The organism is Saccharopolyspora rhizosphaerae (assembly GCF_003931915.1).
Lineage (GTDB): Bacteria > Actinomycetota > Actinomycetes > Mycobacteriales > Pseudonocardiaceae > Saccharopolyspora > Saccharopolyspora rhizosphaerae.
Genome location: NZ_RSAA01000014.1, coordinates 271,532 through 293,124, shown reverse-complemented (window position 1 = coordinate 293,124; position 21,593 = coordinate 271,532). Strand labels below are relative to the sequence as shown.

Below are 21,593 nucleotides of genomic sequence, written 5' to 3'. Positions count from 1 at the left end.
CTGCGGTTTTCGGGCGCTTCGCAACGAGGTTTCCCACGCACCGACTTGTTAGCTAGGGTAACGAGATCGTTGCATCGATGAAACCAACTCCGGAGTGAAGTCACCCACCCGCAAACCGCGCAGACCAGCCGAAACCGGGAGGAAGCGGCGCTCGGGGAGGCCGTGCCGGGGTGTGGCCCCGTTGGGTTCGTGGGTTGCTGCCCTCGCTGTCAGTCGGTTGCCCTCGGTGGCTCGACGAGGTCGGGGGGCTTCAGGTGGAACCGTCCTCTCGCGGTGGCGACAGGGCCTCGCCTGGGCTCGCGCCCCCTTCGCGGAGGGGCCGGGGTTTCCAGCGGGGTGTCCGCCCCGCCCGCGCGGGGGTGTGCCTGGCAGCACAGCAGTGGATGAAGATCATCGCTAATGACATCCAACAATGCTGAGGAGGGGCGGGGAAGTTCGCGCAAAGCGGTGCTCGGCGTCCTGCGGCGCTGCTAGTGTCGGGCCCGACCTGGTGATCAGTGCCGCCGCGACCTGGGGGGCTCCCGCGATGACGACACCACCGCCGCCCGCGCCGCCCGGAGCGGCCGGCCAGGCCATCACGGTCAACAAGGACAACGTGCTCGAAGTGCGCAAGACCATCCTGGCCGCGGCCGAAGAAGCGAGCCAGCGGTTGAACGACCTCGCCCCGAGCCTCGCCGTGAGTCCGCCGGCCGGCGACCAGATCTCCCAGCGCGCTGCGGCCGTGTGGACCGCGAACCTGCTGGGGAACCCCGACTCGCACTTCCACCGGCTCCAGCAGTACGTGGACAACGTGCTCGCGCTCGGTGAGCAGCTGGGCGAGGCGGCCAAGCATTACGGCTACACCGACGAAGAGATCAGCGCTTCGTTCCAGTCGAAGCGGAGCACGAGGTGAGGAGACTGCCGGTGCGCCTCGGTAGTGGGTTCGCAGCGGCGGTTGCCTCCGCTGCCGCCGTCATCGCACTGGCCGGGTGCACGGTCAACGGCCCCGATCCGGCTCCTCCGCCGGCTACGCCCGCATCGCCGGACCTCCCGCAGCGACCGGGGGAGCTCCCGGTGGCGGGCAAGCAGGATTCCGACGTCTGCACCTGGATGAGCGTCGAGCAGCTGACGTCGTTGCAGGTGGGGCCGGGAGAGCCGCTGCCCAAGGACGGCAGCAACTACAACGGGTGCGGCTACCTCGGGGACACCGGTGCGGCGCGCTTCGCCATCGGCGTGCGGATCGTTCCTGAGGCCATCGACCTGTTCCTGGGCAAGATCAACTCCAGTCCGGGAACTTGCCAGAGCTACGAGCTGAACGGTTTCGGCGCGGTCCAAAGCCAGATCAACGGCGGCGAGAGCCTCGGGTGCGATGCGTTCGTCGATGCGGCGCCGGGCCAGACGGTGTGGGTCAACATGCAGCTCCAGACGCCGAACGCCATGACCGCGGACCAGATGTGCGAGAAGGCCCAGACGGCGGCGCATTCCGTCGTCAGCACGTTGCAGGCTCGGAGCTAGGGGGCTGCGGTGACCTACATCGACCCGCTCCGCGACATCCGCTTCCAGGGGATGGACATCCCGGAATTGCAGGAGTGGATCGCCCAGATCAAGCAGGGCCAGGGCACCCAGGCGATGCAGGGGGCTGTGCGCGCCCTGGACAAGTGCGTGCAGGTCGTCGTCGACCTCGACGACACGCTGCGCCGCGAACTGGCGAAGCTGCAGGTCGAGTGGCACGGCAGCGCGGGAAGCCTGGCGGCGGAGGCGACCCGGCAGCAGAGCGTGGCCCTCGGTGACGCCCCCGATCCGCTCGCGGTGTCCGCGAGCAGCGTGGCCGCGCAGGCAGGCGGCTACGAGTCGGCGCGGCACACGTTGCCGAACCCCGACGAGCTGGGGCACGAGCAGTCGGAGAACGTCTTCGAGTGGGCTGGCGGCGGTTTCGGCTATGAGAGCGACTACGACCAGGAGGCCAAGCAGATCGAGGCGCAGAAGCGGGCGGCGCAGGCGGCGCTGTCGAACTACCGCGACACCTCGGTCGAGCAGGCCCAGACCTACCAGCCGCTGCCGTCGATGCCGGCCGCCGCGGTCGTGCCCGCGGCCCCGCCCGGGTCGACGCCGTCGGCCGGGATCGGGTCGTTCGGGTCCACCCCGGGAGGCTCCGCGGGGGAGGGCACCGGTGCCGTCGTCGGTGGGACGGCCGGTGGCGGGCAGCCCCGCGGGGACCGGCACGCTCCGCCGAAACTTCCTGCGGCGCCACCACCCGCAGGCCAGCGCCCCGGTGGTCGTCCGGACGAGCAGCCGCGTCCCGACGAGCAGCAGCCGGACGAGCACGCCGCCGAGTTCGGCACCGAACCGGACCCGCAGGCCGGGCAGAGCACCGGAGATGGGCTCGGCACCGGCACCGTTCTCGGGATCGCCGCAGGCGGTGCGGCCGTGGCCGGGATCGGGGCCTACGCGGCGAGCAAGTTCGTCGGTGGGCGGACCCCGGCGACCGCGACCGGGCCCGGGGTGGTTCCAGGCGCGGGCGAGTCGAAGACCCCGGCGAACCCGCGTGGCGGGTCCGTCGGCGGCGGTCCCGGCGACACCGTGGCGGGCAAGGCCGCGGGCGGCACCCCCGGCAGCCGGCCGGCGCCGGGGTCGGTGATGTCCCCGGCGGCGACGCGTGGCGACAAGCCCGGCGAGGACACCGAGCACGAGAACAAGTACACCGCCGAGGAAACCCCGTTCGACGACGACCGCCTGGTCGCGCCCGCTGTGCTCGGCCACGTCGAGCCGGAGGCCGAGGAGGTCGAGCCGGAGGCCGAGGAGGCCGAGCCGACCGGGGACGACGCCGACGGCGACGAGCCGGAGAAGCAGGGCTGACGGTGCGTCCCGGAGCCGAAGCAGAGCCGATCCACCTGTCCGCGCTGGAGTTCGACGTGGTCTGCGAAGCAGCCGGGCTCGACGAACGACGGCACGTCGTCCTCGACGTGCCCAGCCCGGGGAGCACCTACTCGAAGCGCGCGGAGCTCGTCGCCGGGGCGTGGGAATCGTTGCGGCACAAGCGGCTCGCCGAGACGAAGCGCGATCGCGTCGAGGTCGAGCTCGCCGACCTGCTCGGGCTGCTGGACCGGCCGCAGCGCAGCATCGACGGCCGGATCTGGGCCGACCGCTCGATCCGTGCCCTGGCCTGCGCCAACGGCGGTGAAGGGCTGCTGACGGTCGTCGACGGCGACGTGGTGGAGCTGACCCCGGTCCGGGGTGGTGCGCTGGCCGAAGCCGCCGTGTCGGTGGCCGGTGACGTGCCGCCCGGTCCGGGACGCGCGGTGAGCCTGCCCAACGACGTCCTGCGCCAGGCAGCCGACGCCGCCGGCGCGGGGAACCCGCTGGGTCTCACCGACGAGCTGCGCATCCTCGGCATCACGCACGACGACGCCGCTGACGTCGCGAACATGGCCGACGGCATGGGGGTGCGCGGCCAGTTCGGCGCAGAAGGCAACCCCGGTCGCGGCAAGCCCGAGCGGGCCGGTCGCGTCGTCGCCTTCCACGACACCGGCCGGGGCCGTTACCTGCACGTCGTCCGTCGCAGCGGCGACGGGCGGGCGTGGAGCACCCTCGCCCCGGCCGACAACGCCCGCCTGGCCGAGTACGTTCGGGACCTCCTCGCCGAGGTGTGGGACGACGCCTCGGCCAACGCTCCCGGCGCAGGCCTCCACCCCGGCCTCCGCTGAACCACCCGGGAACGGGTGGAGGAGGATGAGGGCGTGTACTCGGAGTTGATCGCGCGGGCGAAGCGGCTCGCGGAGGGTGGACAACGGCGGCTCCTGGGGATCACCGGAGCGCCCGGGGCCGGCAAGGGGACCGTGGCCGAGCGGGTCCTGCGTGAGCTCGGTGACTCCGCCGTCATGGTCCCGATGGACGGGTTCCACCTGGCCAACGCGCAGTTGGAGCGGTTGGGCCGCACCGACCGCAAAGGTGCTCCGGACACCTTCGACGCCGCCGGGTACGTCGCGTTGCTGCGGCGGATCCGCGAGGGCGCCGAGACGGTGTACGCGCCGAACTTCCACCGCGAGGTCGAGGAGTCCTTCGCCGCCGAGATCGCCGTGGAACCCGAGGTCCCGCTGGTGATCACCGAGGGCAACTACCTGCTGCTCGACACCCAACCCTGGTCGCAGGTGCGCGGTCTGCTCGACGAGTGCTGGTTCCTCGCGCCTTCGGACGAGGTTCGCGTGCAGCGGCTGATCGACCGGCACGTCCGCTACGGCCGGACACCGGAGCAGGCCGCGGAATGGGTCCACCGCAGCGACGAGCGCAACGCCGAGGCCGTCGCCGCGACCCGGGGCCGGGCGGATCTCGTGGTGGACGGCGACCCGAGCTGACTCAGCGCTTCCGCAGCTCCGCGCGGACGTCGTCCGGGATGCGGCCGGTGTGGTCGATCGGGGTCCAGCCCTCGCTGCGGATCCACTGCGAACCGCACCCCCGGCAGGCCAGCAGCGGAAGCCCGTCGAGCTCCCGGGGAGTCCGGTGCCACGAGCACAGCGACCGGCACGCGTGCACTGCCAGGGACATCAGTTCGGGAACTGGGTCGAGCTGGAGCTGGCCGACGGAGTCGGTTGCGTCGGGCTGGGCTTGGTCGTCGTCGTGGTGGGAGGCGACGTCGGCGGCCGGGTCGGCGAAGGCCGGGTGGGCGTCGGTTTCGGCGTGCGCGTCGTCGTGGTGGGAGGCGGTGGCGGTGCCTCGGTCGTCGAGGTCGTCGTCGACGTGGAGGTGCGCGTGGACGACGACGTCTCGCCGCTGCTGGAGGTCTCCGAGCTCGTGGTGCCGGTGATCGGCGGGCCCGGCGGCATCGGCGGCGCGGTCGTGTAGGAGGTGGCCGTCGTCCGCGAGGTCGTGGGGTGCAGCGTGATGTCCGGACCGGCGGACTCCTGCCGGCTGGAACCCGCCACGACTGCAGCGGTGGTGGCGAAGACCGTGGCGACGGCGATGCCGGACGCGGCGAGCACCACCAGCCGCTTCGGCCGGGCGTCCGGGTCTTCCACGTCTAACGGGTCCATCGGGTGCCCCAACTCGTGTCGGTCCGTCTCGTCCCCCGTCCACCCCGGCTCGCGCCGGGATCTGGCGGATCATACCGGGGCCTGGTTGCGGTTCGATCAACCGCCGCTGGTGTGAGCTCCGCGAGGACGCGGCATCATCGGGGCCGTGACGGATTCGGAACGGGCACGACTGATCGCGCGTGTGCACGGACAGGTGCAGGGCGTGGGTTTTCGCTGGTGGACGCGTTCTCGCGCGTTGGAGCTCGGGCTGGTCGGCAGCGCCACCAACCTGCCCGCCAGCCGCGTCGAGGTCGTCGCCGAAGGGCCGCGGGAGGCCTGCGAGCAACTCCTCGAAGCCTTGCGTTCCGGCGCGACCCCGGGCCGGGTGGACCACGTGGCCGAGCTGTGGATGGAACCCAAGGGCGACCTCACGGGCTTCGTCGAGCGTTGAACCTGCGGTTCTGCGTCGAGTTCGCGTCGATCGACGGTAGAGTCTCCCGGACGTGGTCGCGCAACCGACGGGAAGGTCGACGGCAGCCGTGCATCTCAAGAGCCTGACGCTGAAGGGGTTCAAGTCCTTCGCTTCGGCCACCACGCTGCGCTTCGAGCCGGGGATCACCTGCGTCGTCGGCCCGAACGGTTCCGGCAAGTCCAACGTGCTCGACGCCCTGCGCTGGGTGATGGGCGAGCAGGGCGCCAAGGACCTGCGCGGCGGCAAGATGGAGGACGTGATCTTCGCGGGCACCGCGGGCCGCGCCCCGCTGGGTCGCGCCGAGGTCACGCTGACCATCGACAACGCCGACGGCGCGTTGCCGATCGAGTACACCGAAGTCTCCATCACCCGCCGGATGTTCCGCGACGGCGCCAGCGAGTACGAGATCAACGGCAACAGCTGCCGGCTGATGGACGTGCAGGAACTGCTGTCGGACTCCGGCATCGGCCGCGAGATGCACGTCATCGTCGGTCAGGGCCAGCTGTCGTCGATCCTGCAGGCCAAGCCCGACGAGACGCGCCGCCTCGTCGAAGAGGCCGCGGGTGTGCTCAAGCACCGCAAGCGCAAGGAGAAGGCGCTCCGCAAGCTCGACGCGATGCAGGCCAACCTGACGCGTCTGACCGACCTCACCAGCGAGCTGCGGCGCCAGCTCAAACCGCTGGGCAAGCAGGCCGAGATCGCCCGCAAGGCGCAGACCGTGCAGGCCGACCTGCGCGACGCCCGGCTGCGGCTGATCGCCGACGACCTGGTCACCGCGCGGGCGGAGCTGGCCCGCGACGAGGCCGACCAGGAAACCGCGCGCGCCAAGCGCACCGAGGTCGAGCGCGCGCTGCAGTTCGCCCAGTCCGAGGAGAAGACCCTCGAAGAGGCCGTCGCCGCCGACGCGCCGCGCCTGAACAAGGCCCAGGAGACCTGGTACCGGCTGTCCGCGCTGGAAGAGCGCCTGCGCGGCACCTTGCGGTTGGCCGCCGAACGGCACCGGCACCTCACCGAGCAGACCGAAGAGCACCGCCCCGGCCGCGACCCCGACCAGCTCGACGCCGAGGCCGAGGAGGCCGCCGAGCACGAGGTGGAGCTCCGCGAGCAGGTCGAAGAGGCCCGCGAGGCGCTGCAGGAGGTCGTGCAGCACCGCTCCGACCTGGAATCGCAGCTCAAGCAGGCCGAACAGGCCCACATGGCGGCGGTGCGCGCCATCGCCGACCGACGTGAAGGGGCCGCGCGGCTGTCCGGGCAGGTCGAGTCGCTGCGCGGGAAGGTCAGCGACAGCGCCGCCGAGATCGAGCGCCTCACCGAACAGCTGGAGGAGGCCACCGCGCGCGCCGAGGAGGCGCACAGCGCGGTCGCCGACGCCGAGGAGGAGAGCGGCGGCCAGGACTCCGACGACGCCGGACTCCAAGAGCGCCACCAGAACGCGGCGCAAGCCCGCGACGCGGCCCGCGCCCGGGTGGAGGAGCTGGTCAAGGAGGAGCGGGCCGCCGAACGCGAGATCGCGTCCTGGAAGGCGCGCGTCGACGCCCTGTCGATGGGCTTGCAGCGCAAGGATGGTGCTGGAGCGCTGCTCTCCGCCGGTGACCGGGTGCCCGGCCTGCTGGGTTCGGTCGCCGCGCTGCTGACCGTGGAGCCGGGCGCGGAGGCCGCGCTCGCCGCGGCGCTGGGTGCGGTCGCCGACGCGGTGGTGGTCCGCGGCGTCACCGACGCGGTGGAAGCGCTGAACCTGCTCAAGTCCGACGACGCCGGGCGCTCCGGTGTCGTGATCGGGTCGGACGCCGACGTCGACCGCTCGAACTGGCCGCAGCTGCCCGGATCCGCCCGCTGGGCGGTGGACCTGCTCAGCGCCCCCGACGAGCTCAAGGGCGCGGTGCTCAGCGCCCTCGACCGGGTGGCCGTGGTGGACACGCTCGACGACGCGCGGGACCTCGTGCAAGCCGAGCCGAGCGTGCGCGCGGTGACCTCGGCCGGTGACGTGCTCGGCGCGCACTGGGCCACCGGCGGGTCCGACGACCAGCAGAGCGTCATCGAGGTCCGCGCCGCGGTCGACGAGGCCGAAGCCGAGCTCGCCGGCGCCGAACGCCGCCTCGAGCAGCACTCGGCCGCCCTGGAAGGCGCCCGCGCCGAAGAGGAATCGCGTCGGGCCGAGGCCCGCGCCGCGCAGGAGCAGATCAACGAGGCCAAGGTCGCCCGGGCTCGCAGCACCGAGCGGCTGTCGAGCCTGCAGCGCGCGGCCCGCAACGCCTCCTCCGAGGTCGAGCGGATCACCGAGCAGCGGGCCAAGGTCGAGCAAACCCGCGACCAGTCGCTGACGAAGCTCGCCGAGCTCGAAGAGCGGTTGGAGGCGGTCAAGAACGAGCAGGAGGAGGCCGCCGAGCCCGACACCGACGAGCGGGACCGGCTTTCCAGCGAGCTCACCGCTGTGCGCCAGCAGGAGATGGACGCCCGGCTGACCCAGCGCACCGCGGAGGAACGCGCCCGCGCCGTGCAGGGCAAGGCCGACCAGCTGCGCCGCGCCGCGCGTCACGAGCGCGAGGCCCGCGCCCGCGCCGAAGCGGCCCGGGAGGCGCGCCAACGCGCCGCCCGCGTCACCCAGGCCGTCGTGGACGGCGCCGAGACCGCGCTGGAGCGGATCTCGGTGTCGCTGCAAGCCGCCACCGAGGAGCGGGACGTCGCGCAGGCCAAGCAGAGCGAGCACGAGCAAGCGCTCGGCGTCGTCCGCGCGCGGGTGCGCGAGCTCTCCGGCGAGCTGGAGAAGCTCACCGACGCCGTGCACCGCGACGAGGTGGTGCGCGCCGAGCAGCGGCTGCGCATCGAGCAGCTCGAGACCAAGATCATCGAGGACTTCGGGATCGGTCTCGACGACCTCGTCGACGAGTACGGCCCGACCGTGCCGGTGCCGCCGAGCCCCGCCGAGGTCGCCGAGTACGAGGCGGCCAAGGAGCGCGGCGACGAGGTCAGCGCTCCGCCGCCGGTGCCCTACGACCGCGCCACCCAGGAGCGCCGCGCCAAGCGCGCCGAGAAGGACCTCTCGCTGCTGGGCAAGGTGAACCCGTTGGCGCTGGAGGAGTTCGCCGCGCTGGAGGAGCGCTACAAGTTCCTGTCCACCCAGCTCGAGGACCTCAAGGACAGCCGCCGCGACCTGCTCAGCGTGGTCAAGGAGGTCGACGAGAAGATCCTCGAGGTCTTCAGCTCGGCGTTCCAGGACGTGGCGAAGGAGTTCGAGGTCGTCTTCAAGGTCCTGTTCCCCGGCGGCGAGGGACGCCTGACGCTGACCGACCCGGAGGACATGCTCACCACGGGTGTCGAGGTCGAGGCGCGTCCCCCGGGCAAGAAGGTCAAGCGGCTGTCGCTGCTGTCCGGTGGCGAGAAGTCGCTGACCGCGGTGGCCATGCTGGTGGCGATCTTCCGCGCCCGCCCCTCGCCGTTCTACGTGATGGACGAGGTCGAGGCCGCGCTCGACGACACGAACCTGCGCCGCCTGATCACGCTGCTCGACCAGCTGCGCACCACCTCGCAGCTGATCATCATCACGCACCAGAAGCCGACCATGGAGATCGCCGACGCGCTCTACGGCGTGACCATGCGCGGCGACGGCATCACGCAGGTGATCTCGCAGCGTCTGAAGGGGAAGTCGGACCGGAGCGAGCCGGAACCCGAAGGCGCACCAGAAGAAGGTGACGTGGCTTCGGTGCTGGAGTAGGCCGGTTGTCGGCTTGCGCGGCGGTGCGGGTGGCAGGAACCCGGCGTGCTCCTCGCGAGCCGCTCAGAACCTGCGGCGATGGCGGTTGAGGCCCACATCTGACGGAGCGGTTACCGCCGCATGTGTTGAGCTAGCTGCCGCCGAGGGCGTAGCCGACTCCGAAGGCGACCAGGGTGGCCACCAGGACCACGCCGAGCGCGACGGTCCAACCGGGGGCGGCGTCGCGCGCCGATCGGTCCGGAACCTCGTGCTCAGAGGTGATGAGCCGAGGAGCGGCGCGGTTCCACAGCGGCGGGCGGCTCATCTGGGCCTGGCAGTGGGCGCACTCGGAGAGGTGGGTGCGCATCATCAGCCACTCGACGTCGTCGAGGTCGCCGGTGGCGTAGGCGCTCAGCAAGTCCTGGAACCGCTCGTGCCCGGTGCTGTGCGTGGTCCCCGTTCCAGCCCGCCCGGTGCGGATGATCATCCCCATTGATGTGTGATCGGCGCGTGGTCGGCGGTCCTGAAGGGCTGTGCCCAGGTGTTGTCGACCGGGGTTTGGGAGGAGGGGAACGGATGCGCGAAGATGTGCGTGATCCGGCATCTCACCGGGCGAGGCGTCGGCGTCGTGCTTCCGCGAGCACCACCCCGAGCGCGGGGACCGAGGCAGGCACTAGGAGATCGTGATGACCAACCCGTACGGCCCGCCGCCAGGGCAGTCGCCGTATCCGCAGCAGGGCTACCCGCATTCGCCCGGGTACGGCCCGCCTTCCGGCCCCATGCCGCAGCAACCGATGCCTTCCGGCTACCCGCAGCAGGGTTACCCGCAGTCGCCGCCGCAGGGCTACCCGCAGCAGGGCATGCCGCCCGGCTACCCGCAGTCCGGACCGATGCAGCAGATGCCGCCGCAGCAGATGCCCCAGCAGCAGCTGCCGCCGCAGTTCCCGCCGCCTCCTCCCGGGATGGGCCGGCTGCTGATCGACTGCTCGCACCACTGGCTGGCGTGGGCGTTCCTGCTGTTCAAGCCGCAGGTGACGATCAACGGACAGCCGGGTCCGAACCTGACCTGGGGCAAGAACCCGATCGACCTCCCGCCGGGGCAGCACCAGATCCAGGTGCACGTGAACTACCTGTGGAAGGTCGGCAACGCGACCGCGGTGATCCCGGTCGGCGCAGGGCAGCAGCTCGACGTCTACTACCGGGCGCCGGCCATCGCGTTCATCGACGGCGCGATCGGCCCCACGCCGCAGGAGACCCCCGGCTTCGGCCTGATGATCGGCGTGAGCATCGCCGTGTTCGTCCTGGTCTTGCTCGCCGGCCTGCTGCCGCTGACCCTCTGATCACGCGGTTCTGCACGTCCTGAGACCGGCCGGCCCATCTGGTCGGAGTCCGGATCGCCGGGGTGCGCCGTGGTGGTCGGGGTGCCTTCTCCCGGGCGCCGGATGACCTCGGTGGTCCGAGTGCCGATCACCGAGGCCATCCGGTTTGCTGTGGGAGCGGGGTCAGACGGTTTCGCGCTCCGCTTCCTCGGTGGTGCGGCTGTGGCGGAGCGACAGCAGACCGCCGACCGCGAGGGTGACGATCACGCCGAGCGGGGTGTACCAGGGGAAGGCCAGCGAGGTCTCGCCCCCTTCGCCGTCGGGGAAGCTGACGCCGACGACGAACACCAGCACGACCGCGATGGTCGAGACGAAGGCGATGATCGCGTCGGCCTGCCGGGCGCGCTTGACCAGCAGCCCCAGCAGGAACGACCCCAGCAGCGCGCCGTAGGTGTAGCTGGCGATGCTCAAGCCGACCTCGACCACCGGGTTCTCGGTGCTGGTGAACATCGAGGCGAACACCACGAAGACCACGGCCCACACCAGCGTCCACACCTTGCCCATCTTCAGGACCGAGGCGTCGCTGAGCGGCTTCTTCGACAGCCGCTGGTAGAGATCGCTGACGGTCGAGGTCGACAGCGAGTTCAGCGAGGAGCCGAGGGTGCTCATCGCGGCGGCGAGGATGCCCGCGATGAACAGGCCCGAGACGCCCGGTGGCAGTTCGTTGACGATGAACTGCGGGAACAGCTCGTCGGAGCTGGACAGGCCCATCGCATCAGGCGTGGCGCCCTTGTAGAGCGACCACAGCATGGTGCCGATGAACAGGAACAGCCCGAACTGCAGGGCCACCACGACACCGCTGGCGATCAGCGCCCGCCGCCCGTCCTTGAGGTCCTTGCAGGCCAGCAGCCGCTGGACCATGAGCTGGTCGGCGCCGTGCGAGGCCATCGCGAACACCGCGCCACCGATCACGGCGGTGAAGAACGCGTACTGGTCGGTGATGACCGACGAGGAGAAGTCGAACAGCTGGAACTTCCCCTCGGCCAGGGCGGTGGAGAACCAGTCACCGGGCAGCTTGCCCGCCAGGACGAACCCGGCCAGGACGGCACCTCCGACGTAGACGCACATCTGGATCGCGTCCACCCACACGACGGCCCGGATGCCACCGAAGTAGGTGTAGATCACGGTCAGGATCGACAGCAGGGCGATGATCTGCCAGTACGCCAGGTGCACGTCGAACGCCGCCAGCATGACCTTGACCGGGATCGCGGTGGCGAACAGCCGCAAGCCGTCTGCCAGCAGCCGGGTGACCAGGAAGGTCACCGACGCGGTGCCCTGCAGGCCGGTGCCGAACCGCTGACCGAGGAAGGCGTAGGCGCTGACCAGGTTCCCGGCGAAGTAGCGGGGCAGCAGCACGAAGGCGACCACGACGCGGCCGATCAGGTAGCCGATGGCCAGCTGCAGGTAGGTGAAGCTGCCGAGGTAGGCGACCGTCGGCACGCTGATCACCGTCAGCGTCGAGGTCTCGGTGGCCACCACCGAGAAGCACACCGCCCACCAGGGCAGGGTGCGCCCGCCGACGAAGTAGTCCTGGGAACTCTTCTGCTTGCCGCTGAGCAGCAATCCCAGGGCCGGCATCGCGATCAGGTACAACCCGATCACGACGAGGTCGAGCGATCGCATCTGGCCTCCTAGTTCGTCGCGGCTGATCGCATGATCAGCCGCCGGGGCTGTGTGGTGGCTGGTTCGGGCAGCCGCAATCCAGTGGCGCCGGGTGTGATGCTGCCGAGGATCCTGGGGCCGACCGCCCCGGTGGTCCCGGGTGTGTTGCCGGGGAGCCCGTGCCAGGTCAGGAAGCCGAGCAGGGCGGTGAGCAGGGCCTCCTTGCTGTCGGCGGGCATCCCGAGCTCGTCGCTGACCAGCACCGGGACGTCCAGCGAGCGGCGCAGTGCGGTCAGCAGCACAGGATTGTGCACCCCGCCGCCCGCGACGACGACGCGCCCCGCCCCTTCAGCGCGGCAGGCGTCGGCGATGGTGCGCGCGGTCAGCTCCGTCAGGGTGGCCAGCAGGTCGCCGTCGGAGACCGGTTCGCCGAGCTCCTGGAGCACCCGGGTGAGGTAGGCGGAGCCGAAGTGCTCCTTGCCGGTCGACTTCGGGGCGGGCAGCCGGTAGTACTCGTCGGCCAGCAGGAGCTTCAGCAGGTCCCCGTGCACCGTTCCGGTTGCGGCCAACGCCCCGTCGGTGTCCTGGGGCCTGCCGGTCCGCTGCTGCGCGGCGAGGTCGATCAGGGCGTTGCCGGGCCCGGTGTCGTAGGCGAGCGGTCGGCTGCCTCCGACCACGGTGATGTTGGCGATGCCGCCGATGTTGAGGGCGACCTGGGTCCCCTGGGAGTCGTCGCCCGCGAGCCAGAGCGCGTCGAGGACTCCGGCGAGCGGAGCGCCGTGCCCGGCGGCGGCGACGTCGCGGGCGCGCAGGTCGGAGATCACCGGGAGGCCGGTGGCCTCGGCGATCCAGGCGGGCTGGCCGATTTGCAGGGTGCCGCGGGCCTGGCCGCCGTCGACCCAGTGGAAGAGGGTCTGGCCGAGCGAGGCGACGAAGTCGGCGCTGCCACCGGCCAGCTCCGCACCCGTGCGTGCGGCGTCGGCGAAGGCCTGGCCGACGCGCGTGTCCAACCGGCAGAGGGCTTCGGCGTCGAGGTCGCCGGGAGGCAGCGCGAGGCGGAGCTCTTCGCGCAGGTCGGTGGGGTAGTGGCAGGTTTCCTCGCCGAGCGGGCGGAGCTCGATCGACTCGCCGTCGAGCCGCAGATCGGCCACGGCCACGTCGATGCCGTCCATCGACGTCCCCGAGAGCAGTCCCACCACTCGCCACCAGCGCATACCTGTGGTGTATTGCACCCGGCCATGAAAAGGCAAGCACTTCGCCTTCATTGTTGGTGAATTGCTCACACGACCGCGCAGCAGGTGCCTGGCCGGATCGGTCGGAGCGGGTGGGAGGATGAGCGGGTGACCACCTCAAACCTGATCCTGATCATCGTCGTTGTCGCGGTGGTGCTGGCTCTCGCCGTGGTCGCCGGTGTGGTGCTCAACCGACGGCGGCGGATCAGCCTGCGCGAGAAGGACGAAGCCGAACGCCGCACCCAGGTCAAGGGCGGCGGCTACCAAGCGGGTGGCGGCATCAGCTTCGCCAGCGGCGCCGCCACCGCTGAGCCGGAGGCGGCGGATCCCGCCGCGCCGGTGCACCCGGTCGACGAGCGCACCGAGGTGGAGGGCCAACCGGGCGTCGGCGACGACGCGGCGGTCCCGCGCGACACCGAGCGGCGCGGCATCGTCGACGTCGAGCTCCCCGACGAGACCGCGACGGCCGAGCCGGTCACCCAGCCGGAGGTTCCCGAGCAGGCCACCGCTCCGCCGGAGGCCGAGAAGCCCGCTGCCCCGCCGGAGCCGGAGAAGCCCGCGGTCGAGCCGGAGCCGGAGAAACCCGCGGTCGAGCCGGAGGCCGAGAAGCCGGCCGCTCCGCCGGAACCGGAGAAGCCCGCGGTCGAGCCGGAGGCCGAGAAGCCGGCCGCTCCGCCGGAACCCGAGACCCCCGTGGTCGAGCCCGAGGAGATCGAGCCCACCGCGGGTCGTCTGGAGCGGCTGCGCGGACGGCTCTCCCGGTCCCGCTCGACCTTCGGCCAGGGCCTGCTGGGGCTGCTCGGTGCGGGTGACCTCGACGAGGACTCCTGGGAGGAGATCGAGGACACCCTGCTGATGGCCGACCTCGGCGCGGCCACCACCACCGAGATCACCGAGCGGCTGCGCTCCGAGATCGCCTCGCGCGCCGTCCGCAGCCCGGAGGAGGCCCGCACGGTCCTGCGCGAGGTGCTCGTCGACGCGCTCGGCCAGGACATGGAGCGCTCCGTGCGCGCCCTGCCGCACGGCGACCCGGCCAACGGCGGCAAGCCGGCGGTGCTGCTGGTCGTGGGTGTCAACGGCACGGGCAAGACCACCACCACCGGCAAGCTGGCCCGGGTGCTCGTCGCCGACGGCCGCCACGTGCTGCTGGGCGCCGCCGACACCTTCCGGGCCGCCGCCGTGGAGCAGCTGGCGACCTGGGGCGAGCGCGTGGGCGCCGAGGTCGTGCGCGGCAACGAGGGCGCCGACCCGGCCAGCGTCGCCTTCGAGGCCGTCAGCCGCGGCAGCGACACCGCCGTGGACGCGGTGCTGGTCGACACCGCCGGCCGGCTGCACACCAAGACCGGCCTGATGGACGAGCTCGGCAAGGTCAAGCGCGTCGTCGAGAAGAAGGCGCAGGTCGACGAGGTCCTGCTGGTCCTCGACGCCACCACCGGCCAGAACGGGCTGATGCAGGCCCGGGTGTTCTCCGAGGTCGTCGACGTCACCGGCATCGTGCTGACCAAGCTCGACGGCACCGCCAAGGGCGGCATCGTCTTCCAGGTGCAGCGCGAGCTCGGCGTCCCGGTCAAGCTCGTCGGGCTCGGCGAGGGCCCCGACGACCTGGCGCCGTTCGAACCGGGCGCCTTCGTCGACGCCCTGCTGAACTGACCCTCCTCCGAGTGCCCCCGGCAGCCACCGCGGCGTCGGGGGCTCTCGCGTTCCTCGGCCGGGTGTTCGCCCTGGTCGCTGGCTTTGGGGCGGATTGGGTGGATTCGGCGGATTTCCGCGCCGTGATGTGCAGAGACTCACCAAGCGGGAGGGTGCTTCCGCGCTGTGCGGTGTAGTTGGGTTGAGCGGAGGCTGGCTGCTCAGGGCGGTCACGCTGTGCTGACTGCTCGAGAGAGGGATGTTGCGTGGGCACCGGAGTGCAGGGGAGGCCGCCGCGGACCCAGCGGGTCACCGCCGTGGTGACCGTGGTCGTGGTCGTGCTGGTGGCCGTGGCGCTGCGGCCGCCGTTCACCGCGGTGGCGCCGCTGCTGGAGCGCATCGAGCGCGACCTGGGGGTCACCGGCACCTTCAGCGGCGTGCTGACGACGCTGCCGGTGGTGTGCCTGGGCGCGTTCGCGTTCGTGGCGCCGAGGTTGCGGCAGCGCTTCGGCGACGAGCGGGTGCTGCTGGGCTGCCTGGTGGTGCTGCTGGTCGGCAACTCGCTGCGCGCCTTCGGCGACATCCCGACGCTGCTGGTGGGCACGGTCGTGGTCGGCGCGGGCATCGCGGTGGCCAACGTGGCGGTGCCCGGTCTGATCAAGCGGGACTTCCCGCACCGGGTCCCGGTGGTCACCGCCGTCTACACGATGTGCCTGACCTTGGGCGGGGCGGTGGCGGCCGCCGCCGTGGTGCCGATCGGCGAGGCGCTGGGTTCCGAGTGGCGGGCTCCGCTGGGTCTGCTGGCCGTGCCCGTGCTCGTGGCCTTGGTGATCAGCCTGGTCGCGGTGCGCGGCAGCGCGGTCGCCGCGCCGAAGCCGGTGAGCCCGGGCCTCCTCTGGCGCAGCCCGCTGGCCTGGCAGGTCACCTTCTTCATGGGGTTGCAGTCCTCGCTGGCCTACGTGGTGTTCGGCTGGCTGCCGACGATGCTGCAGAGCCGCGGGATGAGCCCGGGCCTGGCCGGCCTGGCACTGGGCGTGCAGGCCGCGATCCAGGCCGCCGGCTCGATGTCGATCCCGGTGCTGTGCCGGCGGATGCACGACCAGCGGCCGATCATCGTCGTCCTGGCGCTGATGCTCATGTCCGGCTTCGGCGGCATCCTGCTGGGCCCGACGGCGCTGCTGTGGCCCGCGGTCGCGGTGCTCGGCCTGGCGCAGGGCGCCGCGTTCGGCCTCGCGCTGACCCTGCTGGGGCTGCGCTCGCCGGACAGCGACACCACCACCGCCCTGTCCGGCATGGCGCAAGGCGGCGGCTACCTCATCGCCGCGGCCGGACCGCTGCTCATCGGCCTGCTGCACGACGTCACCGGCGCGTGGGCGCTACCGCTGGCGTTGATCCTCGGCTGCGCAGCGGGCTGGCTCGCGTGCGGGCTCTCGGTCGGACGGCCGGTGCAGGTCCCGTCTGTGGTCGACCGCGCACGGGCGTGACGTGTCAACAGGACGTAACCGCCGGCGTGTCCCCTTTCACGCCGCCGTAACAGCAGGACGGTTCGCCTGAAACAGGCATTTCCCATGATGCGGCCAACTCGGTTCGCACGGGGAGGCAATGTGAATTCAGGCGACACCGCATGGGTGCTCGTGAGCGCCGCTCTGGTCCTGCTGATGACACCAGGTCTGGCGTTCTTCTACGGAGGCATGGTCCGGTCCCGCGGCGTGCTGAACATGCTGATGATGAGCCTCGGCTCGATTGGCGTGATCGGCGTGCTGTGGGTGCTGTTCGGCTACTCGATGGCCTTCTCCACCGACGTCGGTGGCGTGGGCCTGCTCGCGAACCCCTTCGAGAACTTCGGCCTGTCGGGGCTGCTGGGTGAGGACTCGCTGTCCGACACGATCCCGTCGCTGGCCTTCGTCGGTTTCCAGGCGATGTTCGCGATCCTGACGGTCGCGTTGATCTCCGGCGCCATCGCCGACCGCGCGCGGTTCGGTCCGTGGCTGCTGTTCGCTGCCCTGTGGGCGGTCGTGGTGTACTTCCCGGTCGCCCACTGGGTCTTCGACTTCGACGACACCGACGAGGCGGGCGGCGTGACCGCCGTCGGCGGGTGGATCGCCAACCGGCTGGCCGCGATCGACTTCGCCGGTGGCACCGCGGTCCACATCAACGCCGGTGCTGCGGCGCTGGCCCTGGTCCTGGTGCTGGGCAAGCGCACGAGCTGGCCCAAGGGCGTCGGCAAGCCGCACAACCTGCCGTTCGTCGTGCTCGGTGCCGGCCTGCTGTGGTTCGGCTGGTTCGGCTTCAACGCCGGCTCGGCGCTGGCCGCCGACAACACCGCGGCCTTCGTGCTGGTCAACACGCTGGTCGCGACGAGCGCAGCGATGCTGGGCTGGCTGCTCGTGGAGCGCATCCGCGACGGCCACGCCACCACGCTGGGTGCCGCGTCGGGCATCGTGGCCGGTCTGGTCGCGATCACCCCGGCCTGCTCCTCGGTGACGCCGCTGGGCGCCATCGCGGTCGGCGCGATCACGGGCGCGGTCTGCGCCTTGGCGGTGAGCCTCAAGTTCAAGTTCGGCTACGACGACTCGCTCGACGTCGTCGGCGTGCACCTGGTCGGCGGTCTGATGGGCACGCTGCTGGTGGGGCTGTTCGCCTCGGCGGAAGCGCCGGCGGAAGTGGCCGGGCTGTTCTACGGCGGCGGACTCGACCAGTTGTGGCGCCAGGCCGTGGGAGCCGTCGCGGTCCTGGTCTACTCCTTCGTGCTCAGCCTGGTGCTGGCCTACCTCGTCAAGGCGGTGGTCGGCTTCCGGCTGACCGAGGAGGACGAGGCAGCGGGCATCGACGAGACCGAGCACGCTGAGACCGCCTACCACTTCGGCGATGACCGTTCCGGTCGCCGCGCCTCGGCTCCGGCAGAGCTCGAAGACCGGAAGCTGGAGGGAAGCCGCGCATGAAGATGGTGACCGCGATCGTCCAACTGCAGAAGGTGGACGACCTGAAGGAGGCGCTCGGCAAGATCGGCGTGCTGGGCATGACCGTGAGCGATGTGCAGGGCTACGGCCGGCAGAAGGGCCACACCGAGGTCTACCGGGGTGCGGAGTACTCGGTGGACTTCGTCGAGAAGTCCCGCGTCGAGGTCCTCGTCGACGAGACCGACGTCGACAAGGTGGTGGACGGGATCGTGAACGCCGCCCGCACCGGCAGGGTGGGCGACGGCAAGGTCTGGGTCACCGCCGTGGAGACCGTTGTGCGGGTCCGCACCGGTGAAACCGGGGTGGCCGCCATCTGAGCTCCCGGAGCAGCGCTGGAGGGCGCCTCCCGACCACGGGTCGGGAGGCGCCCTCCGTCGTTGGCAGGTTCCCCCGGTGCGGGTGCGTACAACTACGCAGGCGTACTCGGGCATTGTCACGGTCTCGCGAGAACGCCGGTGCGGGCAGACTTCTCAGTGCGACGCGGCGATCAGGGGAGACCCGGAGATCGCGCCCGTGCTGGGGGTCGGGCGGGCTCGTCGGGAGTGGCCGCGATCGCAGGGGGTGCGTGGGAGGCGAGGGGGTGCGCCTCCCGCGTGGAAGGCCGGGTGCGGTACCCGGGAGCGCACGAGGCGGCCCGCCCTGGGGGAGCGGGCCGCCTTTTCTCACGCCAGACCGGGAGCGCGTGACCGGAGCCGCCGCCTCCGCGTGGCCTCGCCCGCCGGCGCTGTCCAGCACTGCGGCGGGTGAGTCCTCCAATCTCGTTCATCCAAGATCGACGCCGCGTAACCTGGAGCGGCCGTGGACATCCCGGACGTTTCTCCCCTCGCCGCCGACCCGACCCCTTCCGTGCGGGTCGGCCGACGCTCGCTGGTCGTCCTCGCCGGCGTCCCGGGCGCCGGCAAGAGCACGGTGCTGGCCAAGATGCACGCGGCCGAGGACGTCGTCCGGCTCGACTCCGAGCAGGTGCGCACCCGGCTGCGGGAGCTCTCGCCGGACGTCCCGTACCGCTACTACCGGCCGGTGGTGCACTTGGTGCACCGCTCCCGGATCGCCTGGGCCTGCCTGGTCAGCTCGGGTCCGGTCGTCGCGCACGAGCCCGCGACCCGGGCGACCACCCGGCTGGTGCTGCTCCTGTTCGCCTGGCTGACCGGGCGGCGCACCGTCCTGCTGTGGTTGCACGTCGACGCCGGCTCGGCGCTCGACGGCCAGCTCGCGCGGGGCAGGGTGATCCGGTCCGGTTCCTTCCGCCGGCACGTCCGGCGCGCCGAGCGGATGCACGAGCGCCTGCTCGCGGGCCGCCCGCTGCCCGGTTGGCGGCGGGTGCACCTGTTCACCCGCTCCGAGGTGGCCGGTGGCCTGCGGCTGGACGTCGAGACGTGACCTACGTCCCGTTGGGTGGGGGCGGGCCGACATCAACTGATCGTGATGACTACTCTGGAGACCCGGTGCTGCGGCCAGATGTCGCTGCGCCAGGCTGAGATTTTTCGAGCTGCGGGTCACTGGCAACAGGGTGTGCGTCGGGTGGAGCGCGCGGTTCGACAAGCGCAAGCGGAGTCCCTCAGGTTCGCCGCACGCCACCGAGTGGACGCACGACCTCGTCAGCACGCACGGGGTGGCGCCGGACCTTTCCGCGATCAGCCCCCCGACGACCCACCTAGGGAGACCTGCGTTCCGCATGCCTACTTTCGCTGAACTCGACCTCGACGAGCGCGTCCAGAAAACGCTGAACGAGATCGGGTACGAGGCCCCGTCGCCGATCCAGGAGCAGACGATCCCGCTGCTGCTGGAAGGCCGCGACGTGCTGGGCCTCGCGCAGACCGGGACCGGCAAGACCGCCGCGTTCGCGCTGCCGATCCTGTCCAACATCGATCTGACCAGCACCAAGCCGCAGGCCCTGGTGCTGGCGCCGACCCGTGAGCTGGCGATCCAGGTCTCCGAGGCCTTCCAGCGCTACGCCTCGCACCTGCCCGGCTTCCACGTGCTGCCGATCTACGGCGGCACCGGCTACGGCCCGCAGCTGGCGGGCCTGCGCCGCGGTGCGCACGTCGTCGTGGGCACCCCCGGCCGGATCATCGACCACCTGGAGAAGGGGTCGCTGGACCTGACCGAGCTGAAGAACCTGGTGCTCGACGAGGCCGACGAAATGCTGCGCATGGGCTTCATCGAGGACGTCGAGAAGATCCTGCAGTCGGTCCCGGCCCGCCGCCAGGTCGCGCTGTTCTCCGCGACGATGCCGCAGGGCATCCGCAAGATCACGCAGAACTACCTGAACGACCCGGCGGAGATCTCGGTCAAGACCAAGACCTCCACGGCCACCAACATCAACCAGCGGCACGTGCCGGTGCGGCCCTCGAACAAGCTGGACGCGCTGACCCGCATCCTCGAGGTCGAGAGCTTCGACGCGATGATCGTGTTCGTGCGGACCAAGCAGCTCACCGAGGAGCTCGCGGAGAAGCTGCAGGCCCGCGGCTTCAGCGCGGCGGCCATCAACGGCGACATCGCCCAGGCCCAGCGCGAACGCACCATCGGCCACCTGCGCGACGGCAAGGTCGACATCCTGGTGGCCACCGACGTGGCGGCCCGCGGTCTCGACGTCGAGCGCATCTCGCACGTGCTCAACTACGACATCCCGCACGACACCGAGTCCTACGTGCACCGCGTGGGCCGCACCGGTCGTGCCGGGCGCAGCGGTGAGGCGATCCTGTTCGTCTCCCCGCGCGAGCGCCACCTGCTGCGCGCCATCGAGCGGGCCACCCGTCAGCCGATCCAGCAGATGGAGCTGCCGACCATCGACGCGGTCAACGACCGCCGGCTGGCCAAGTTCGCCCAGAGCATCACCGACACGCTGGCCAAGGGCGGCCTGGAGGTCTTCCAGGAGCTGGTGAACGAGTACGAGCGGACGCACGACGTGCCCGCTTCGCAGATCGCGGCCGCGCTGGCCGCCATGGCCCAGGGCGACCGGCCGCTGCTGCTCGAGCCTGAGTCCGAGCCGGTGCGCCAGAACGGTGCGGCCTTCCACGGCAGCAACGGCGACACCGACACCTACCGGGTCGAGGTCGGCCGCCGGAACCGGGTCACGCCGCGCGCGCTGGTCGGTGCGCTGGCCAACGAGGGCGGTGTGCCGAGCAAGCACATCGGGCACATCGACATCCGCAACGAGCACACGCTGATCGAGCTCCCCGCGGACCTGCCCGAGGAGCTGCTGAGCAAGCTGCGCACCACCCAGGTCGCCGGCCGCGGCCTGAAGATCACCCGCGCCGACGGGGAGATCATCAGTCGCCGTCCGCGCCGCCCCGCCGGTGGCCGGGACCGCGACAACAAGCCGCGCCCGCACCGGAAGGGCCAGTCCGCGGGCCAGCGCTCCCCGCAGCACCGCACGGGCCCCAAGAGGGACCTCCGCCACACGGGCGCCTGAGGAATCGCCTGTCACCGCTCGTTCTGCGTGGCGGTGCAGGTAGCGGGAGCTGACACGCCGTCTGGACTCCGCGCCACTCCTGATGCATGCCCGTTGCACGGCGTCGCGCGTACTCGCCAGACGACGTGTCAGAACCCGCGGCGGTGCCGGTTGCGAGCGTGGTCCGCGAACCTTCCGGCTGCGCCGCTCGTGCGCGGAACTGGTCGTGGAGCCCAAGCTGAATTGATC

The 21,593-nt window shown here is 71.4% G+C and carries 18 protein-coding genes; 15 read left to right on the top strand and 3 right to left on the bottom strand.

Translation table 11 applies throughout. The annotated features are described in order from the left end of the window. Positions 1–526 precede the first annotated feature (526 nt). The 8 genes from EIL87_RS14440 (at position 527) to smc (ending at position 9,169) form a co-directional block, all read left to right on the top strand. Positions 527–892 carry a hypothetical protein gene (locus EIL87_RS14440; protein ID WP_233576244.1) on the top strand — a complete coding sequence of 122 codons (366 nt, stop codon included), beginning with the start codon at positions 527–529 and terminating at the stop codon, positions 890–892. Continuing rightward, positions 889–1,494 (top strand): DUF3558 family protein, encoded by a 606-nt coding sequence (locus tag EIL87_RS14435; protein WP_125091032.1) that lies wholly within the window; start codon positions 889–891, stop codon positions 1,492–1,494. Before EIL87_RS14440 ends, EIL87_RS14435 begins: the two co-directional genes overlap by 4 nt. Positions 1,495–1,503: 9 nt before the next feature. Next, positions 1,504–2,835: a PPE domain-containing protein gene (locus tag EIL87_RS14430; protein ID WP_125091031.1), complete on the top strand. Its 1,332-nt coding sequence runs from the start codon at positions 1,504–1,506 to the stop codon at positions 2,833–2,835. Between the two features lie 2 nt (positions 2,836–2,837). Next, positions 2,838–3,683, top strand: coding sequence for an ESX secretion-associated protein EspG (locus tag EIL87_RS14425; RefSeq protein ID WP_125091030.1), 846 nt, complete (start codon positions 2,838–2,840; stop codon positions 3,681–3,683). Between the two features lie 33 nt (positions 3,684–3,716). Next, entirely contained in the window at positions 3,717–4,331 is a 615-nt protein-coding gene (locus EIL87_RS14420; protein ID WP_125091029.1) for a nucleoside/nucleotide kinase family protein, read from the top strand. A gap of 145 nt (positions 4,332–4,476) precedes the next feature. After that, the gene (locus EIL87_RS26840; RefSeq protein ID WP_199740409.1) at positions 4,477–4,818 is read left to right on the top strand and encodes a hypothetical protein; all 342 of its coding nucleotides are present in this window, start codon (positions 4,477–4,479) and stop codon (positions 4,816–4,818) included. Positions 4,819–5,151: 333 nt separating this feature from the next. Next, on the top strand, positions 5,152–5,436 hold the full coding sequence (locus EIL87_RS14405) for an acylphosphatase (RefSeq protein WP_199740408.1): 285 nt from the start codon (positions 5,152–5,154) through the stop codon (positions 5,434–5,436). Positions 5,437–5,524: 88 nt separating this feature from the next. Beyond that, positions 5,525–9,169 (top strand): chromosome segregation protein SMC, encoded by a 3,645-nt coding sequence (smc, locus tag EIL87_RS14400; protein ID WP_125091025.1) that lies wholly within the window; start codon positions 5,525–5,527, stop codon positions 9,167–9,169. Positions 9,170–9,299: 130 nt separating this feature from the next. On the opposite strand, the gene EIL87_RS14395 is transcribed toward smc, so the two are convergent. Continuing rightward, a complete protein-coding gene (locus tag EIL87_RS14395) occupies positions 9,300–9,635 on the bottom strand; it encodes a zf-HC2 domain-containing protein (protein WP_158628642.1) in 336 nt (111 codons plus the stop codon). A gap of 199 nt (positions 9,636–9,834) precedes the next feature. On the opposite strand from EIL87_RS14395, the gene EIL87_RS14390 reads away from it, so the two are divergent. Further along, positions 9,835–10,488 carry a hypothetical protein gene (locus EIL87_RS14390; protein WP_125091023.1) on the top strand — a complete coding sequence of 218 codons (654 nt, stop codon included), beginning with the start codon at positions 9,835–9,837 and terminating at the stop codon, positions 10,486–10,488. Positions 10,489–10,650: 162 nt separating this feature from the next. Here the strand turns inward: EIL87_RS14390 and EIL87_RS14385 are convergent, their stop codons facing one another. Continuing rightward, complete coding sequence (locus EIL87_RS14385; protein ID WP_125091022.1) at positions 10,651–12,150, bottom strand: sodium:solute symporter; 1,500 nt, start codon at positions 12,148–12,150, stop codon at positions 10,651–10,653. Between the two features lie 8 nt (positions 12,151–12,158). After that, positions 12,159–13,343, bottom strand: a complete 1,185-nt coding sequence (locus tag EIL87_RS14380; protein ID WP_125091021.1) for an anhydro-N-acetylmuramic acid kinase — start codon at positions 13,341–13,343, stop codon at positions 12,159–12,161. Positions 13,344–13,469: 126 nt separating this feature from the next. Here EIL87_RS14380 and ftsY point away from each other — a divergent pair, with 126 nt between their 5' ends. From ftsY to EIL87_RS14350, 6 genes are all read left to right on the top strand, one after another. Then, positions 13,470–15,011, top strand: coding sequence for a signal recognition particle-docking protein FtsY (ftsY, locus tag EIL87_RS14375; protein ID WP_125091020.1), 1,542 nt, complete (start codon positions 13,470–13,472; stop codon positions 15,009–15,011). A 245-nt stretch (positions 15,012–15,256) separates the two neighbouring features. Continuing rightward, positions 15,257–16,474, top strand: a complete 1,218-nt coding sequence (locus tag EIL87_RS14370) for a CynX/NimT family MFS transporter (protein WP_233576243.1) — start codon at positions 15,257–15,259, stop codon at positions 16,472–16,474. Positions 16,475–16,594: 120 nt separating this feature from the next. Beyond that, positions 16,595–17,932, top strand: a complete 1,338-nt coding sequence (locus EIL87_RS14365; protein WP_125091019.1) for an ammonium transporter — start codon at positions 16,595–16,597, stop codon at positions 17,930–17,932. Further along, positions 17,929–18,267 carry a P-II family nitrogen regulator gene (locus EIL87_RS14360; protein ID WP_125091018.1) on the top strand — a complete coding sequence of 113 codons (339 nt, stop codon included), beginning with the start codon at positions 17,929–17,931 and terminating at the stop codon, positions 18,265–18,267. Before EIL87_RS14365 ends, EIL87_RS14360 begins: the two co-directional genes overlap by 4 nt. 481 nt (positions 18,268–18,748) lie before the next feature. Beyond that, complete coding sequence (locus EIL87_RS14355) at positions 18,749–19,330, top strand: AAA family ATPase (protein ID WP_233576242.1); 582 nt, start codon at positions 18,749–18,751, stop codon at positions 19,328–19,330. A 295-nt stretch (positions 19,331–19,625) separates the two neighbouring features. Continuing rightward, complete coding sequence (locus EIL87_RS14350) at positions 19,626–21,365, top strand: DEAD/DEAH box helicase (RefSeq protein WP_125091017.1); 1,740 nt, start codon at positions 19,626–19,628, stop codon at positions 21,363–21,365. The last annotated feature ends 228 nt before the right edge of the window (positions 21,366–21,593 follow it).